The organism is Streptomyces sp. NL15-2K (assembly GCF_030551255.1).
Lineage (GTDB): Bacteria > Actinomycetota > Actinomycetes > Streptomycetales > Streptomycetaceae > Streptomyces.
Genome location: NZ_CP130630.1, coordinates 4,175,705 through 4,191,476, shown reverse-complemented (window position 1 = coordinate 4,191,476; position 15,772 = coordinate 4,175,705). Strand labels below are relative to the sequence as shown.

The following is a 15,772-nucleotide window of genomic DNA, read 5'->3' as shown; positions in this document are numbered from 1 at the left end:
GATTTGACCGATTAATCGAATTAATCGATGTTGTCACCCTGCCTCCGGCGGGCAAGAACGTACCGGCTGTGCCGGACCCGCCACGCGGTGTTTGGCTACAAACCGGATATCTCATCCGAGATCTGCCATGAACTGCCATCCTTTGCGGCGGACTTCCGCCGTAGCCGTTGACGCGTGGGCGCGTTGAACCTTGCGGACCGGGAGCAGCCCGACTCCCGAACCGCTTGTTGGAGGAGAGGTTCCGTGGTGGAGGCCGGGATGGAGACCAGCCAGAGCATCGATCCTTGTACGCCGACCATGTCCGGTGCGCCGCCCGCGTCGTGTCCGGACCCCGGGTGCGATGTCGTCACGGTGCCGACGCGGCACGGGCTCGAGGCGGTCGACATCCTGCGGCGCGGGGCGGGTGACGAGGCGGTGGGGCCCGTCCTGCACGACGACGGCGGCGACACCCTCGGGTTCGTGGTGCCGCCGGGGACGGCGGCCGGATGGGACGTGCCGGGCAGCACGTGCACGGAGACGGACGGGCGCGGGGTGCGGTTGAGCCCTGAGCCGCCGGTCGAGGGCTCGGACTGGCTGCTGCCGCCGGGCGACGCGGACCTCGCGACCGATCCAGCGGTGCTGCGCGCGGCACTCGGAGAGGCGGCGCGCATGATCGAGGCGGCGGACAACTGCACGTGACCGTTCAGGCTTGCTGAGCCGACCTCTCCACCGCGCCGGATAATGGCCCAATGGGAAAGTCCAGGAACCCCCGGCGCGAAAGCGCGGCCACCGTCGTCGAAGCCGTCGACGGCGGGCTGGCCGAGCTCATACCCGACCGGGACCGCGCGCGGGCCTGGACGCTGCTCGTCGACGGGGCGCCGCAGTCGCACGTCGATCTGGACGATCCGGCGTATCTGTCCTTCGAGTACCAGCGGCGGCTCGGGCACGTCATCGACCTGGTCGCCCCGCCCGGCCGGCCCGTGCACGCCGTGCACCTCGGCGGCGGCGCGCTGACCCTGGCCCGTTACGTCGCCGCCACCCGCCCCCGCTCCACCCAGCAGGTCGTCGAGCGCGACGCGCCCCTCGTCCAACTGGTCCGCCGGGAACTGCCGTTGGCCGCCAACACACGGATCCGGGTCAGGTCGACGGACGCCCGCGAAGGCCTCGCCAAGGTGCCCGACGGCTGGGCCGACCTCGTCATCGCCGATGTCTTCAGCGGCGCCCGCACTCCGGCCCACCTCACCTCGACCGAGTTCCTCGACGAGGTCCGCCGGGCCCTGAAGCCGGGCGGATGCTACGCCGCCAACCTCGCCGACGGGCCGCCGCTGGCCCACCTGCGCGGCCAGATCGCCACCGCGGCGGCCCGCTTCCCCGAGCTCGCGCTGCTCGCCGACCCGACCGTCCTGCGCGGCAAACGCTTCGGCAACGCGATCCTCGTCGCCTGCGACCACCCGCTCCCGCTCGCCGAACTCACCCGCCGCGCCGCCTCCGACCCGCATCCGGGCCGCGTGGAACACGGCAAGGCCCTCACCGACTTCACGGGAGGAGCCGTACCGGTCACCGACGCGGCCGCGGTGGCCTCTCCGGCGCCGCCGCCCTCCGTATTCAGGTGACGCGGGGCCCCCGATGCCCCTGGCGGCCCGGGCTTGTCCACAGCGCTGGAGTTGTCCACAGGTTCCGGATGGGCCTGTTCGACATGGCGTACGGTGCCGCGCATGGCAAGTGTGCTCGTGGTCGAGGACGACCAGTTCGTACGCTCGGCGCTCATCCGGCATCTGACCGACGCCTCGCACACCGTGCGCAGCGTCGGTACGGCACTGGAGGCGCTGCGCGAGGTCGCCCGTTTCCACTTCGACGTGGTCATCCTGGACCTCGGTCTGCCCGATCTGGACGGCTCCGAGGCCCTGAGGATGCTGCGCGGCATCACCGACGTCCCCGTGATCATCGCCACCGCACGGGACGACGAGACGGAGATCGTCCGACTGCTGAACGCCGGGGCGGACGACTACCTGACCAAGCCGTTCTCGGCCGAGCACCTGTCGGCGCGGATGGCGGCCGTTCTACGACGGTCCCGCACCGCAGCCGGAGACGCGCCGCCGGAGTCCGTGCTCCGGGTCGGCGGCCTGACCGTGGATCCGCTCAGACGGCATGCCGAGCTGGACGGCGTACGGCTCGACCTCACCCGGCGCGAGTTCGACCTGCTCGCCTTCCTGGCCCGCCGGCCCGGTGTCGTCGTCCCGCGCAAGGAGCTGCTCGCCGAGGTGTGGCAGCAGTCGTACGGCGACGACCAGACCATCGACGTCCATCTGTCCTGGTTGCGCCGCAAGCTGGGCGAGACGGCCGCGCAGCCGCGCTACCTGCACACTCTGCGGGGCGTCGGCGTGAAACTGGAGCCGCCCGCCACGGCGCCGCCAGAGTGATCCACACCGCCGACCCTGCCCTCAGGAGCCGTCCATGCACCACCACTCCCCCTCCCTCCCTGCTCCCACCCGCCGCACCCTGCTGCGCGGCATGGGCGGCGCGGCCCTGCTCGGCGCCGGCATACCGTTCCTAAAGACTGGTGCGCCAGAACACGCTCAAGCACCGTCGATCCCCACCTGCTCACCACCCCTGGGCGGTTCTGGAGCCAGTGGTATTACGACTGGGACGAGATCCTGCCGCCCCGCCCGACCGGCGCGGTGCCGAACCCGACCCACCAGCTGGACTGGCGCCGCTTCTGCAGCGACGAGCTGCTGTCCCTGTACCAGGCGGAACGGGAGGTGCTGCGTACGGCGGCCCCGTCGATCCCCGCCACCACCAACTTCATGGTGATGTACAGCTTCGACGCGCTGGACTACTGGCGCTGGGCCCCGGAGCTGGACGTCGTCTCGAACGACCACTACCTGCGCTCCACGGACCCGGAGTCGGAGATCGACCTCGCGCTCAGCGGCGACCTGGTGCGGTCGCTGGCGGGCAGGCGCCCCTGGCTGCTGATGGAACACTCGACGGGCGCGGTCAACTGGCAGCCGGTCAACCGGGCGAAACGGCGGGGGAGATGCGGCGCAACGCCCTCGCCCATGTGGCGCGCGGCGCGGACGGCATCGCCTACTTCCAGTGGCGGGCGGCGAAGGCGGGCGCCGAGCAGTGGCACTCGGCGATGCTGCCGCACGCGGGCACGGACAGCCAGATCTGGCGGGACGTGGTCGCCCTGGGCGCGGACCTGAAGGCCCTGGCGGAGGTACGCGGCAGCACGGGCACGGCATCGGTGGCCGTCGTCTGGGACTGGAACGCCCGCTGGGCCCTGGAGCTCCCCTCCCAGCCGAGCGAGCAGGTCCGCTACCTCGACCAGGTCCGTTCCTGGTACGAGCCGTTGTGGCGCGCGGGCGTCGCGGTGGACTTCGTCCGCCCGGACGCGGACCTGTCGCCGTACCGCCTGGTCCTGGCCCCCAGCCTGTACCTGGTGGACGAGGCGGGCGCGGCGAACCTGACCTCCTTCGCCGAGACCGGCGGGACGCTGGCCGTCGGCTTCCACAGCGGCGCGGTCGACGAGAACTGCCACGTCCGGCTGGGCGGTTACCCGGGCGCGTTCCGCGAGGCCCTCGGCGTCCGCACGGACGAACTGTTCCCGCTGCTGCCGGGGGAGTCGGTCGGGCTGAGCGGCGGCGGTACGGCGACGCTGTGGTCGGAGCGGGTGAGCCTGGCCGGTGCCGAGGCGGTGGCCTCGTACACGTCCGGCCCGCTCACCGGCGTCCCGGCGGTGACCCGCCACACCCACGGCACGGGCACGACGTGGTACGTGGCGACCCAGCCGGACCCCGCTGCTCTGGCCGCCCTACTGGACCGCATCCGCACGGAGGCGGGCGTCGACCCCGTACGCGTCACCCCGGAGGGCGTCGAGGCGGCACTGCGGCGGAGCGAGGACGCGGACTACCTGTTCCTCATCGACCACTCCGGCCGGGGCGCGGAGGTCCCGGTGGCCCCGGACGCGACGGAACTCCTGACAGGCAAACCACTGCCCGGCGGTTCGGTCATCGTCCCACCGGGAGAGGCCGTGGTGGTACGGGAGCCGCGCGGCGGCCGGTGACGGGGGACGAACAACAGCGGGGCGCGGCACACCCCCTCGATGTGCCGCGCCCCATCCCCCGGTTCCCCCCCGGGTGTGTGACCTGGCCTAGTCGGCCGCGGTCATCGGTGGAAGGTCCATCGTCAGCGGCGGGAGGGTTCCCGTGCGGGCCGCCTGGCCGTACCAGAGCGCGCTCGACTTGGGGGTGCGGGCGAGGGTCGCGTAGTCGACGTAGACCGCGCCGAAGCGCTTGCCGTAGCCGTACGCCCATTCGAAGTTGTCCATCAGGGACCACAGGTAGTAGCCGCGGACGTCCGCGCCGTCCGCGATGGAGCGGCGGACCGCGCGCAGGTGGCCGTGCAGGTAGGCGATGCGCTCCGGGTCGTGGACGCGGCCGTCGGGGTCGGGCTTGTCGTCGTACGCCGCGCCGTTCTCCGTCACGTACAGCGGCAGACCCGGGGCCTCGCGCGTGTAGCGCATGATCAGGTCGTGCAGGCCTGTCGGGTCGATCGTCCAGCCCATCTCCGTGCGCTCGCCAGGGGTCTGGTGGAAGGCGACGTCGTCCGCGCCCGGCCAGGGGGAGTACGAGCTGGTGCCGTGGCCGTCGGCGCGCGGGGCCTCGCCCTGCGAGTTCGCAGCCGACACCAGCGCCGGGGTGTAGTAGTTCAACCCGAGCGCGTCCAGCGGCTGGTTGATCGCCAAGAGGTCGCCGTCGAGGACGTACGACCAGTCCGTGATCGATGCCGTGGCGGACAGGAGCGTCTCCGGGTAGGCGCCGTGCAGCATCGGGCCGTGGAAGACGCCGTTGGCCAGGTCGTCGATCTTCTGGACCGCCGCCAGGTCGGCCGGGTCCTGCGAGAGCGGGCGTACGACCGAGGAGTTGAGGCTCACCGCGATCGAGTTGCGCGCCGGCATCGTGGCCCGCAGGGCCGATGTGCCCAGCCCGTGCGCCAGGTTGAGGTGGTGCGCGGCCTTCAGTGAAGCCGCCGCGTCCGTACGGCCCGGCGCGTGCACGCCGGAGCCGTAGCCCAGGAAGGCGCTGCACCACGGCTCGTTGAGCGTGATCCACTGCTCCACCCGGTCGCCGAGCGCCTCGCCGACGATCTGCGCGTACTCCGCGAAGCGGTACGCCGTGTCGCGCTCCGGCCAGCCGCCCGCGTCCTCCAGCTCCTGGGGAAGGTCCCAGTGGTAGAGCGTGACGGCCGGTTTGATTCCGGCCGACAGCAGCTCGTCCACCAGTCGCCGGTAGAAGTCCAGGCCCTTCTGGACGGCCGGGCCCCGGCCCGTCGGCTGCACCCGCGACCACGAGATGGAGAAGCGGTAGGCCGTCAGGCCCAGCTCCGCCATCAGTGCCACGTCGTCGCGGTAGCGGTGGTAGTGGTCGACAGCGATGTCACCGGTCTCGCCGCCGGCCGTCTTGCCCGGCGTATGGCTGAAGGTGTCCCAGATCGAGGGCGTACGGCCGTCCTCCCGCACCGCCCCCTCGATCTGGTACGCGGAGGTCGCTGCGCCCCAGAGGAAGGCGGGAGGAAAGGTCGCCGGCGTCGCCGGCGTTTCGGACTCAGGCATGGAAGCGCTCCCATAGGAGGTCGTGGAGACCGACTGGTGGATGGGGGGAAGGGAGGACAGAAGGGAAGGAGAGAAGGGGCCGAGGCGGCGGTGACCCGGCCCCCGAAGAAAGACGGAACGGTCAGCCCTTGACCGCGCCCTGCATGATGCCGCCCACGATCTGCTTGCCGAAGATCGCGAAGACGATGAGCAGCGGCAGCGTGCCGAGCAGCGAGCCTGCCATGATCAGGGACTGGTCGGGCGTGTAGCCGCGGCCCAGGGCCGCGACCGCGACCTGCACGGTCGGATTGCCGGTCTGGGTCAGCACCAGGAACGGCCACATGAAGTCGTTCCAGGTCTGCACGAAGGTCAGCATGCCGAGCACGGCCATCGCCGGCCGCGCCGCCGGGAACACCACGTGCCACACCACACGCCAGCTGCTCGCCCCGTCGACCCGGGCGGCCTCGATGATCTCGTCCGGCAATGCCTGGATCAGGTACTGCCGCATGAAGAACACGCCGAACGCGCTCACCAGCGACGGGAAGATGACGGCCTGCAACTGGTCGGTCCAGTCCAGCTTGGCGACCATCATGTACAGCGGGATCACGCTCAGCTGCGGCGGCACCATCATCGTGCCGATCACGATCAGCATCAGGGCGCCCCGGCCCCGGAACCGCAGCTTGGCGAAGGCGAAACCGGCGATCGTCGACAGGAAGACGATGGTCAGCGACGAAACGCCCGCCACGATCGTGGTGTTGAAGAACGCCTCGCCCAGATTGGCGTCCGTCCAGGCCACTTCGAGCTTGTCGAAGAGACCGCCGCCGAACCAGAACGGCGGCGGGGTCTGAGCCAGGCGCTGGTTGTCGCGCGAGGCGGCGATCGCCGTCCACACCAGCGGGAGCAGCGAGACGATCGTGAACAGGATGAGGATCGCGTACGCGATCGGACCGCCGTGCATCTGCCCGCCGGCCCGCGCGGACTTCGGCAGGCGCGGGCGCCTGGATTTCTCGGCGGGCTTGTCGTCGGGTGGCGTCAAAGTCGTCGTCACGGCCGGGACTCCTTAACTACTGGCGCGCAGCCGGCGCGAGATGACGTAGTTGACGATGCCGATGACGATCAGCATCAGGAACATCGTCCAGGCGATCGCGGAGGCACGGCCCAGGTGCTGGGCGACCCAGCCCTGCTCGTACAGATACAGGCCGAGCGTCTGGAACTGGTGCTCCGCGCCGCCCGAGGTGCCCTTGTTGGCGTCGAACAGCAGCGGCTCACCGAAGACCTGGCTCGCCCCGATCGTCGAGACGACACACGTGAACAGGATCGTCGGGCGCAGCGCCGGCAGCGTCACATGGATGAACTGCTTCCAGCGGCTGGCCCCGTCCAGGGCCGCCGACTCGTACAGGTCCTGTGGGATCGCCTGCATCGCGGCGAGGTAGATCAGCGCGTTGTAGCCGGTCCAGCGCCAGATGATGATCGTCGAGACGGCGATCTGCGAGGGCCACTTGTCGTTCTGCCAGTCGACCGGGTTGATGCCGACGACGTCGAGCGCCCAGTTGATCATGCCGTAGTCGCGGCCGAAGAGCAGGACGAACACCAGCGAGGCGGCGGCGATCGAGGTCGCGTACGGCGCGAGCATCGCGACCCGGAAGAAGGTCGAGGCCCGCAGCTTGTAGTTGAGGATGTGGGCGATGCCCATGGCCATCAGCAGCTGCGGAACGGTGGAGATGATGCCGATGGTCAGGGTGTTCTTCGCCGCGTTCCAGAAGAACTCGTCGTCGAAGATCCGGGTGTAGTTGCGCAGCCCCACCCAGTCCATGTCGGTCGGTGCCGTCAGCTCCACCTGGTGCAGCGACGCCCAGCCCGTGTAGACCAGCGGGAACAGGCCGAACGCGATGAACAGCAGGAAGAACGGGGAGACGAAGGCGTACGGGCTCCAGCGCATGTCCCGCTGCCAGCGGCGGGACAGCCGGGCCCGCTTCTTCTCCGCCGCGGCCGAGACGCCGTCCTCGGGCGCGCGGCCCGGGGCCGCGCCCCCCTCCTTCGCGGGGGGCGCGGCGGTGTTGTGACGGGTGGTCATACGGGTCACTGGTCCAGCTTGTTGTCGATGGACTTGACCGCGGCGTCCCAGGCGTCCTCCGGCGACGTGCCCTTCGTCACCAGGATGACGCCGTTGTCCGACAGACCCTGCTGGATGATCTGGTCCTTCGGGCCGATCACCTGGACCGGGGCGGCCTTGGCGGCCGCGGCGAAGACGGTGCCGATCGGCTGGTCACCGGTCATCTCGTTCACCGCGCCGGTGACTTCGGGTGAGGTGTAGGCGGCCGGGGCGCTCGGGAAGCTGCCCTGCACCTTGAACAGCTTCGCCTGCTGCTCCGGCGCGGTCAGCCAGGCCACGAACTTCTGGGCCTCCTCCACGTTCTTGCCGCTCTTGGGCACGGTCAGGAAGGAGCCACCCCAGTTACCGCTCTTGGGCGCGGTGGCGACGGCCCACTTGCCCTTCGCCTCCGGCTTCGAGTTGTCCTTCAGCGTGCCGAGCATCCACGGCGGGCAGGAGATCGCGGCGAACTTGTTGTTGGCGATCGTCGAGTTCCAGGCGGGCTGGAACTGCGTCTGCGACTGGACCAGCCCCTTCTCGGCGGCCTCCGCGGTCAGGTCGAAGGCGGCCCTGACCGCCGGGTTCGTCTTGTAGATGACCTTGCCGGAGGAGTCGTAGAACTTCTCCTTCTCGCTGCCGATGATCCCGTTGAGCAGACCGCCGGGGGAGTCCATGAAGAAGGTGCCCTTGGGTGCCTTCGCCTTGTACCGCTCGCCGACGGTGATGAGCTTGGACCAGTCACCGGCCCACAGCGCGCCGACCTCCGCGGGGTCCGTGGGCAGACCGGCCTGCTTGAACAGGTCGGTGCGGTAGCAGATCGCCATCGGGCCCACGTCGGTACCGAGGCCGATCGTCCGGCCGTCCTTGGTGGTGGCCTGCTCCCACTTCCAGTCGAGCCACTTGCTCTTGTCCACGCCCGAGACCTTGGAGAAGTCCGTGAGCTTGTCGGCCTGGGTGTTCACGATCTCGGCGATGTTGGCGACCTCGACGGCCTGGACGTCCAGCAGGCCGCTGTTGGTGGTGAGGTGGTTCAGCAGCGGCGGGTAGTAGTTCTCGTTCCGCTGGATGACGTTGTCGGCGATCTTGATCTTCGGGTTGAGCTTCTCGTACTCGGCGTAGAGTCCGGCCTCCTTGAAGCCCATCGTGCCGAAGAGCCCCAGAGTGATCGTGGTCTTGCCGCCGCCGTTGCCGCCCGACGGCGAGCCGGAGTTGTCGTCTCCTCCGTCGTCGGCACAGCCGGCCAGCAGCCCGGCGCCCAGCGACGCGACGGCCGCGAGGACCATCGCCTTGCGGGCGGTTCGGTTGCGTGCTCGCATTGCGTCCTCCTGTTGCCCTGACGTGCCGACCCCCCGGCCAACTGCGTTGTTGGACCCGTTAGTTCTTGCTGCGGCTCGGGCGGGGAACGTGCGGGTTGTGTATGTGCCAGGTACCGTGGGAGCGCTCCCACTTGTGATGTGTTGAAGGTTCGTCGGTCCGAGCGGGGGTGTCAAGGGACTAGGAGCGGAGAGCTGCGTTCAGTTATCGGGCTGTTAACTGGAACCAGGGGGTAACAATCCAGCCAGCCGCAGGAGCCCCTCCTGCGGCCCTCCTCGGGAAACGGGGGGCGGCGGAGGCGAGCCCACCAGGGACGGTGCCCCCCGCGACAGGACTGTTAGATTCCAGGCCAACGTACGGGTCGACGAGAGGGCGGAGCCCATGGCAAGCCACGGAGCGCGGAGCCGGAGCGGTGGCCGGCCCACCCTCGAAGAGGTGGCGGCGCGGGCGGGCGTAGGGCGCGGCACCGTCTCCCGGGTGATCAACGGCTCGCCCCGGGTCAGCGACGCGACCCGCGCGGCGGTGGAGGCGGCGGTCGCGGAGCTCGGCTACGTCCCCAACACGGCCGCGCGCGCCCTGGCCGCCAACCGCACGGACGCGATCGCCCTCGTCGTCCCGGAGCCGGAGACCCGGTTCTTCGCCGAGCCGTACTTCTCGGACATGCTCAAGGGGGTCGGCGCGGAGATCTCCGACACCGAGATGCAGTTGCTGCTGATCTTCGCGGGCAGCGACCGCGAAAGGCGGAGGCTGGCCCAGTACCTGGCCGCGCACCGGGTGGACGGCGTCCTGCTGGTGTCCGTCCACGCGGACGACCCCCTGCCCGACCTGCTCGCCCAGCTGGAGATCCCGGCGGTGATCAGCGGCCCGAGGTCGGCCGCGGAAACGCTCCCCTCGGTCGACTCCGACAACTACGGCGGCGGCCGCTCGGCGGTCGAGCACCTGCTGGCCCGCGGCTGCCGCGCGGTCGCCCACATCACCGGCCGCCTCGACGTCTACGGTGCCCAGCGGCGCGTCGACGGCTACCGTGACGCCCTGCTCGACGCGGGGCACGAGGTGGACGAGCAGTTGATCGAGCCCGGCGACTTCACGGAGGAGGGCGGCCGCCGCGCGATGACGACCCTGCTGGCCCGCCGGCCCGACCTGGACGCGGTCTTCGCGGGGTCGGACGTGATGGCGGCCGGCGCCCGTCAGGTCCTGCGCGAGGCGGGCCGCCGTATCCCCGACGACGTGGCGCTGGTCGGCTACGACGACTCGGCCATCGCCCGCCACATGGATCCGCCGCTCACCAGCGTCCGCCAGCCCATCGAGGAGATGGGCCGCAGGATGATCGACCTGCTGCTGTCGGAGATCGCGGACCGCCGTCCGACGGTGTCCCGGGAGCTGGAGCGGCGGCAGATGGTGCTGGCCACGAAGCTGGTGCCGCGGATGTCGTCCTGACCCGACTCGCCCTGACCCCGACTCGTCCTGACCTGGCCGGCGTCAGTGCCGGTGCCACCCTCTGCGCTGCCGCGGCCCCGGCTGCTCGGTGCGGTGGGTGACCAGCCAGGCGACGCCCAGCAGTACGACGCCCGCCAGCCAGAAGAAGATCACCAGCCAGGCGCCGACGGTGGAACCCAGGTCGTTGGCGTCCCGGCACAGCTCCCCGGCACACCTGCCGCCCCCCTCGCCCGCCTCGTCGAGGGCGATCACGAGCCACAGCAGCATCGCCAGATTGAACGCGAGGATCATCCACGTCAGCAGCCGCCACCGGGGAATCCGCCGCGACCGCATGACGAGCCTCCAACTTCACGAAGGGCTCATAAGGCGACAATACGCCCATGCTTGCGGGCCGAGGGAGACAGCGCTCAGGACTGGTACGGCTGCTGCTGCGGCTGCCCGTACGGCTGACCGCCCTGGCCGCCGGCGGCCTGCGCCTGCAACTGCTCCGCCTGTTCCTTCGTCACCTTCTGCTCCGCGCCGCAGAAGGTGCACTGCGTCGCGTACTTCGTCGAGATCGGGAACAGCGGCACGAAGAACAGCGTGAACTTCGTGACGCGCTTCCTGAGCGTGTGCGCGGCGGGGTTGCCGCACTGGCCGCACACCAGCGTCAGTATCGCGAGCTGGTACAGGTATCCCTTGGTGCCGAAGATGATCATCGTGTCGTTCCTTCCGGATCGGCTTGGCTGCGTTTGATGTGCTTTCCGCCCTGACACGACTTCGGCCGGTGACCTTGTCGCCAAGGTCACCGGCCGAAGATTCAGGGTGAGTGACGGGACTTGAACCCGCGGCATCCTGGACCACAACCAGGTGCTCTACCAGCTGAGCTACACCCACCATGACCGGTGCTGGGTTGTTCCCGACCGGCCGAGAAAAAGTGTACAGGGTCCGAAGGGGTGCTCGCGCCAGGCTTTCGCGGCGCCCCTTTCGCGCGTCCTCCTGAGCTGGCCTACTGCGCCGGCAGAACGTACTTCGCGGCGATCGTCTTGGCCGTGTCGGAGTCGGGGCCCGGCTGCGGTACGAAGACCGCCTCGCGGTAGTAGCGGAGTTCCGCGATCGACTCGCGGATGTCGGCGAGGGCGCGGTGGTTGCCGTTCTTCTCGGGGCTGTTGAAGTACGCCCGCGGGTACCAGCGCCGGGCGAGCTCCTTGATGCTCGACACGTCGACGATGCGGTAGTGCAGGTAGTCCTCCAGCGTCGGCATGTCCCGCAGGAGGAAACCGCGGTCCGTGCCGACGGAGTTGCCGCACAGCGGGGCCCTGCCGGGTTCCTTCACGTGCTCCCTCACGTACGCCAGCACCTGCTCCTCGGCGTCGGCGAGTGTCGTGCCGCTGGGCAGCTCCGTGAGCAGTCCGGACGCGGTGTGCATCTGACGCACCACCTCCGGCATCGTCTCCAGCGCCCGCTCCGGCGGGCGGATGACGATGTCCACACCTTCGCCGAGGATGTTCAGCTCGGAGTCGGTGACGAGGGCGGCCACCTCGATGAGCGCGTCGTCGGACAGCGAGAGGCCGGTCATCTCGCAGTCGATCCACACCATGCGATCGTTCATGCGACCACCCTACGGCTGACGTCCGCTTTTGAGGTCCCCCGGCGTTGACGCCAGGGGCTCGGCCCTCTGGACCCCCGGCGGGGCGGCGGGAGCGAGCTGCATCATCAGCGGCTTCGCCGCGGGCCCCGCGCTCGCCCCCGCCAGGTCCAGCCCTCACATCCCGCTGCGCTGCCCCGGCAGACTCGCCCGGCTCCCCGCATACGCCTCGCGACCGTTCTCCGCAGGAGAGGAGGACGAGGGCGAGGACGAGGACAGCGACGCCGACGACCCGACCGGACTCGGCGGTGCCGTGCGGCGGGTCTGGAGCGGAAGAGGCCCGCCCTCGGGGTGCAGGGACGCCTGCGCGGTCGCCTGCCCCGGATGTCCCGCCGGCCCGACCGGACTCGCGGTGCCGTCACCATCCGTCGGTGGCCGCTCTCCCTGCGGCCTGCGGGCGCGGTACGCGGCCCGGTACGCGGCCGGCGAGGAGCCCAGCTGGCGGCGGAAGTGCCCACGCAGCGCCACCGGCGAACGGAAGCCGCAACGTCCCGCGACCTCGTCCACCGAGTAGTCCGACGTCTCCAGCAGGCGCTGGGCCTGGAGCACGCGCTGCGTGATCAGCCACTGCAGCGGCGCGCTGCCGGTCAGCGAGCGGAACCGGCGGTCGAACGTACGACGGCTCATGTACGCCCGCGCCGCCAGCGTCTCCACGTCGAACTGCTCGTGGAGGTGCTCCAGCGCCCAGGCGACGACCTCGGCGAGCGGGTCGGCGCCGATCTCCTCTGGTAAAGACCGATCGAGGTAGCGCTCCTGGCCGCCCGACCGGCGCGGGGGGACCACCAGGCGCCGGGCCAGCGCGCCCGCCGCCTCGTTGCCGTGGTCCGTCCGCACGATGTGCAGACAGAGGTCGATCCCGGCCGCCGTACCCGCCGACGTCAGTACGTCGCCGTCGTCGACGAACAGCTCCCTGGGATCGACGTGCACCGACGGATAGCGCTTGGCCAGCGTCGGCGCGTACATCCAGTGCGTTGTCGCGGGGCGGCCGTCCAGCAGGCCCGCCGCCGCGAGGACGAAGGCGCCGGTGCACAGCCCGACTATGCGGGCGCCTTCCTCGTGCGCCCGGCGCAGTGCGTCGAGCGCCTCCTCCGGGGGCGGGGAAGTGATCGAACGCCAGGCCGGTACGACGACCGTGCCCGCCCGCGAGATCGCTTCCAGGCCCTGCGGCGCGGTGAGTTCCAGGCCCCCTGTGGTCCGCAGCGGGCCTTCCTCGCCGGCACACACCAGCAGTCGGTAGCGCGGTACGCCGGCGTCCTGGCGGTCGATCCCGAACACCGAAAGTGGTATGGAACTCTCGAAGATGGGGCCGCCGCTGAACAGCAGCACCGCGACGATCTCCTTGCGGCGTCGCCCGGACAGTTTCCGGGCCGCGGCTTCCGGCGCGGCAGTGGAGTCGTGGCTCATACTGCTAAGCCCCCCTCGGTGGTCGCGGCTCCTCGGTTGTGTCGCTCCTGCACGTTTCCCCTCGGTCCTGCACGAGTCCCCCGCCGTAAGACAGTCAAGATCGAATCTACTGCGTCCCGTGGTGCCGGGAAGACCAGTTCGTCATCCGGCACATTGTCGACTTGGCAACTTGGCGTGAAGCATTCGATCACGAAGCGTTGCACTCGTGGGGCGTGCAGGGAAGTGCGCCTTGTCGCAGTGGCCAATCCACGTAGGGTGCGCAGACCCCCGGCGGCCCTTTCCGTGCAGGTGGAACGGGGGTTGGGGGGTGGTTCGGACCGGGGACACGCGGGGGCCGGAAGTTGGCTGAAAAGAGTCGGGCGCGTGCGTGAAAACCGGTCAACCGACCGGTGTATTTCCCCCACTGTGACGTCCGCCTCGGTGTGCTCCCGTTCCGGTCCTGTGATGGCGGCCGCGATGCGGGGCGCGTTCCTCGGCGAGCAGGCGGGCCGCGCCGCGCTCGGACTGGCGCAGGAGGATACGGCAGACGGCGGTGACGGCGGCGAGACCGAGGGCGGTGCCGGTGGCGCCGGCGAGGGAGGTGCCGTACCAGAGGAGGACCACGGGGACGAGGACGCAGCTGAAGATCGCCCAGCGGACGACGTCCGTGGCGGAGTTCTGGCCGGGTGAGGTCGCGAGGCGGGCCTCGGAACGGGATCTGGGACCGGACATGCGTGCTCCCTGGGGCGTGGCTCGTGGGTTCAACGCGTGTTCGATCCGATCGGTCACTGTGTGTCCGGTGTGACCCGGTGGTAAGTGAATCCTGTGCGAACCGCCTGTACAGCGCAGCGACCATTGCGCTGCGGGCACCCACTCGTGCATGCTCCCTGAAATCCCCACGCACCGTGGGCGGGATCTGGGCTGAGGAGGCGTGCCGCCGTACCCTTGGGGGTATGGGGTTGGGAAGATGATTCCCGGACACAGCTCAGCCGCCCACTGTCGTCCCACCCGATCAAGGATCACAACGCCGAGACAGCCATGGCCGGTCACGAATTCTTCGAACCCGCGGACCGCAAGCGGCCGGTCGCCGACCCTACGGCGGCCGAACCCCTGGCGGCGGAAGAGCCACGCCAGTCCTGCGACCCCGCCTTCAAGCACGGTGTCGTCGTGGGCTTCGACGGCTCCACATCCAGTGAGCGCGCCCTCGCGTACGCCATCGGCATGGCCCATCGCTCCGGATCGGGCCTGATCATCGTCCATGTCGCCAACCGGCTGCCCACCACCGTGTGGGCGGGCTGCGAGCCGCCGGTCTTCGTCGACGTGCCCGATCACCGCACCGAGGTGCTCGGCCTCGAGCTCGCCTGTGCGGACTACCTCGCCGAGGTGCCCTGGATCCTCGTCGAGCGCGGCGGCGACATCTGCCACGAGCTCGAAGAGGTGGGCCGGGAGTACGAGGCGGACGCGATCGTCGTCGGCTCCACGCACGGCATCGTGGGCCGGATCTTCGGCTCCGTCGCGGGGCGGCTCGCCAAGCGGGCGAAGCGGCCCGTCGTTGTCATTCCGTAACTCGCCGTTCTCCCCGGTGAGATGGGACCTGGGTACGGCCAACTCCCTTTGTGCGCCGCATAAATCTACTCGTGCGTAGAGGTGTTTGTGCCCTTGTGAAGGGCATATACCGGTCACCGCACAACTGCACATGCATGAAGGGAGCCCGCCGTGGACAACGACGTCTCCGCGGGAAGCACCACCACGATCGTCGGCCGACTCGCTCTCGGCATCACCCTGTTGGCCGTCGGCCTCGGGTACACCGACGTGATCGACGGCGTGACGGCGGCGGATGCCGTTTCGATCGCGCAGTACGTGGGCGGAGTCGCCCTCTTCGTCGCCGGACTCATGGCGTTCCGCGAGCGTGACGCCGCTACGGGGACGGCCTTCTCGGCGCTCGGCGCCCTCTGGTTCACGTGGGCCGTCTCGGCCGACAACCAGGTCTCCGCCAACGCGGCCGGACTGTTCCTGCTGCTGTTCGCCCTTGTGGCGCTGTCCCTCGCGGTGGCCGTCGGCGATCAGCTCGCCAAGGGTACGTACGGGCTGTTCGTCGTCTCCCTGGTTCTGCTCGCCATCGCGACCTTCGCCGAGAACGACAGCCTCGCCAAGGCTGGGGGCTGGGTCGCCGTCGCCGCGGGTGCGGTGGCCTGGTACGCGGCCACGGCAGCGCTGGCCCATTGGCCGACCGCACTTCCGCGACGCGCTGCCGGCCGGAGGGCGACGGCCTAGCTGCGCAGGCCGGGGGCTGGGCGGCCCCCGGTGATGAGAACGGACCCCCCGTGTTCGGTGGCCACACGTGGGGGTC

15 protein-coding genes, 1 tRNA gene and 1 pseudogene are annotated in these 15,772 nt (G+C 70.1%); 7 read left to right on the top strand and 10 right to left on the bottom strand.

All coding sequences use genetic code 11. From position 1 onward, the window contains the following. The first annotated feature begins 258 nt into the window (after positions 1–258). From Q4V64_RS18575 to Q4V64_RS18555, 4 genes and pseudogenes are all read left to right on the top strand, one after another. Complete coding sequence (locus Q4V64_RS18575; RefSeq protein ID WP_124442192.1) at positions 259–678, top strand: hypothetical protein; 420 nt, start codon at positions 259–261, stop codon at positions 676–678. A gap of 50 nt (positions 679–728) precedes the next feature. Next, positions 729–1,592: a fused MFS/spermidine synthase gene (locus Q4V64_RS18570; RefSeq protein ID WP_124442020.1), complete on the top strand. Its 864-nt coding sequence runs from the start codon at positions 729–731 to the stop codon at positions 1,590–1,592. A gap of 102 nt (positions 1,593–1,694) precedes the next feature. Continuing rightward, positions 1,695–2,399, top strand: coding sequence for a response regulator transcription factor (locus Q4V64_RS18565; protein WP_124442021.1), 705 nt, complete (start codon positions 1,695–1,697; stop codon positions 2,397–2,399). 198 nt (positions 2,400–2,597) lie between these two features. Further along, positions 2,598–4,042 (top strand): annotated as a pseudogene (locus tag Q4V64_RS18555) (beta-galactosidase); the annotation flags it as partial. Positions 4,043–4,129: 87 nt separating this feature from the next. Here the strand turns inward: Q4V64_RS18555 and Q4V64_RS18550 are convergent. The 4 genes from Q4V64_RS18550 to Q4V64_RS18535 form a co-directional block, all read right to left on the bottom strand. Further along, on the bottom strand, positions 4,130–5,590 hold the full coding sequence (locus tag Q4V64_RS18550) for a GH1 family beta-glucosidase (protein ID WP_124442022.1): 1,461 nt from the start codon (positions 5,588–5,590) through the stop codon (positions 4,130–4,132). 121 nt (positions 5,591–5,711) lie between these two features. Then, entirely contained in the window at positions 5,712–6,617 is a 906-nt protein-coding gene (locus Q4V64_RS18545) for a carbohydrate ABC transporter permease (protein ID WP_124442023.1), read from the bottom strand. A gap of 12 nt (positions 6,618–6,629) precedes the next feature. Next, positions 6,630–7,643 (bottom strand): sugar ABC transporter permease, encoded by a 1,014-nt coding sequence (locus Q4V64_RS18540; RefSeq protein WP_124442024.1) that lies wholly within the window; start codon positions 7,641–7,643, stop codon positions 6,630–6,632. A 5-nt stretch (positions 7,644–7,648) separates the two neighbouring features. Then, positions 7,649–8,977 (bottom strand): extracellular solute-binding protein, encoded by a 1,329-nt coding sequence (locus tag Q4V64_RS18535; RefSeq protein WP_124442025.1) that lies wholly within the window; start codon positions 8,975–8,977, stop codon positions 7,649–7,651. Between the two features lie 379 nt (positions 8,978–9,356). On the opposite strand from Q4V64_RS18535, the gene Q4V64_RS18530 reads away from it, so the two are divergent. Further along, complete coding sequence (locus Q4V64_RS18530; RefSeq protein ID WP_124442026.1) at positions 9,357–10,412, top strand: LacI family DNA-binding transcriptional regulator; 1,056 nt, start codon at positions 9,357–9,359, stop codon at positions 10,410–10,412. Positions 10,413–10,454: 42 nt separating this feature from the next. Here Q4V64_RS18530 and Q4V64_RS18525 read toward each other — a convergent pair whose 3' ends face one another. From Q4V64_RS18525 to Q4V64_RS18500, 6 genes are all read right to left on the bottom strand, one after another. Further along, complete coding sequence (locus Q4V64_RS18525) at positions 10,455–10,745, bottom strand: hypothetical protein (RefSeq protein ID WP_124442027.1); 291 nt, start codon at positions 10,743–10,745, stop codon at positions 10,455–10,457. A gap of 74 nt (positions 10,746–10,819) precedes the next feature. Continuing rightward, a complete protein-coding gene (locus Q4V64_RS18520) occupies positions 10,820–11,110 on the bottom strand; it encodes a zinc-ribbon domain-containing protein (RefSeq protein WP_124442028.1) in 291 nt (96 codons plus the stop codon). A 105-nt stretch (positions 11,111–11,215) separates the two neighbouring features. Next, positions 11,216–11,288: transfer RNA gene (locus tag Q4V64_RS18515), tRNA-His, on the bottom strand. Positions 11,289–11,400: 112 nt separating this feature from the next. Further along, the gene (gene orn, locus Q4V64_RS18510; protein ID WP_124442029.1) at positions 11,401–12,003 is read right to left on the bottom strand and encodes an oligoribonuclease; all 603 of its coding nucleotides are present in this window, start codon (positions 12,001–12,003) and stop codon (positions 11,401–11,403) included. A gap of 153 nt (positions 12,004–12,156) precedes the next feature. Next, complete coding sequence (locus tag Q4V64_RS18505; protein WP_124442030.1) at positions 12,157–13,443, bottom strand: helix-turn-helix domain-containing protein; 1,287 nt, start codon at positions 13,441–13,443, stop codon at positions 12,157–12,159. Between the two features lie 378 nt (positions 13,444–13,821). Continuing rightward, positions 13,822–14,154 (bottom strand): hypothetical protein, encoded by a 333-nt coding sequence (locus Q4V64_RS18500; protein WP_124442031.1) that lies wholly within the window; start codon positions 14,152–14,154, stop codon positions 13,822–13,824. A 306-nt stretch (positions 14,155–14,460) separates the two neighbouring features. Between Q4V64_RS18500 and Q4V64_RS18495 the strand changes: the two genes are divergently transcribed. Both Q4V64_RS18495 and Q4V64_RS18490 read left to right on the top strand, forming a co-directional pair. Then, entirely contained in the window at positions 14,461–14,988 is a 528-nt protein-coding gene (locus Q4V64_RS18495) for a universal stress protein (protein WP_124442032.1), read from the top strand. 150 nt (positions 14,989–15,138) lie between these two features. Beyond that, entirely contained in the window at positions 15,139–15,696 is a 558-nt protein-coding gene (locus tag Q4V64_RS18490) for a GPR1/FUN34/YaaH family transporter (protein ID WP_124442033.1), read from the top strand. Positions 15,697–15,772 lie beyond the last annotated feature (76 nt).

Coding starts and splice junctions, on each gene's coding strand:
- Q4V64_RS18575 (WP_124442192.1), top strand. CDS start 259: ATGGAGACCAGCCAGAGCATCGATCCTTGTACGCCGACCATGTCCGGT.
- Q4V64_RS18570 (WP_124442020.1), top strand. CDS start 729: ATGGGAAAGTCCAGGAACCCCCGGCGCGAAAGCGCGGCCACCGTCGTC.
- Q4V64_RS18565 (WP_124442021.1), top strand. CDS start 1,695: ATGGCAAGTGTGCTCGTGGTCGAGGACGACCAGTTCGTACGCTCGGCG.
- Q4V64_RS18550 (WP_124442022.1), bottom strand. CDS start 5,590: ATGCCTGAGTCCGAAACGCCGGCGACGCCGGCGACCTTTCCTCCCGCC.
- Q4V64_RS18540 (WP_124442024.1), bottom strand. CDS start 7,643: ATGACCACCCGTCACAACACCGCCGCGCCCCCCGCGAAGGAGGGGGGC.
- Q4V64_RS18535 (WP_124442025.1), bottom strand. CDS start 8,977: ATGCGAGCACGCAACCGAACCGCCCGCAAGGCGATGGTCCTCGCGGCC.
- Q4V64_RS18530 (WP_124442026.1), top strand. CDS start 9,357: ATGGCAAGCCACGGAGCGCGGAGCCGGAGCGGTGGCCGGCCCACCCTC.
- Q4V64_RS18525 (WP_124442027.1), bottom strand. CDS start 10,745: ATGCGGTCGCGGCGGATTCCCCGGTGGCGGCTGCTGACGTGGATGATC.
- Q4V64_RS18520 (WP_124442028.1), bottom strand. CDS start 11,110: ATGATCATCTTCGGCACCAAGGGATACCTGTACCAGCTCGCGATACTG.
- orn (WP_124442029.1), bottom strand. CDS start 12,003: ATGAACGATCGCATGGTGTGGATCGACTGCGAGATGACCGGCCTCTCG.
- Q4V64_RS18505 (WP_124442030.1), bottom strand. CDS start 13,443: ATGAGCCACGACTCCACTGCCGCGCCGGAAGCCGCGGCCCGGAAACTG.
- Q4V64_RS18500 (WP_124442031.1), bottom strand. CDS start 14,154: ATGTCCGGTCCCAGATCCCGTTCCGAGGCCCGCCTCGCGACCTCACCC.
- Q4V64_RS18495 (WP_124442032.1), top strand. CDS start 14,461: ATGGCCGGTCACGAATTCTTCGAACCCGCGGACCGCAAGCGGCCGGTC.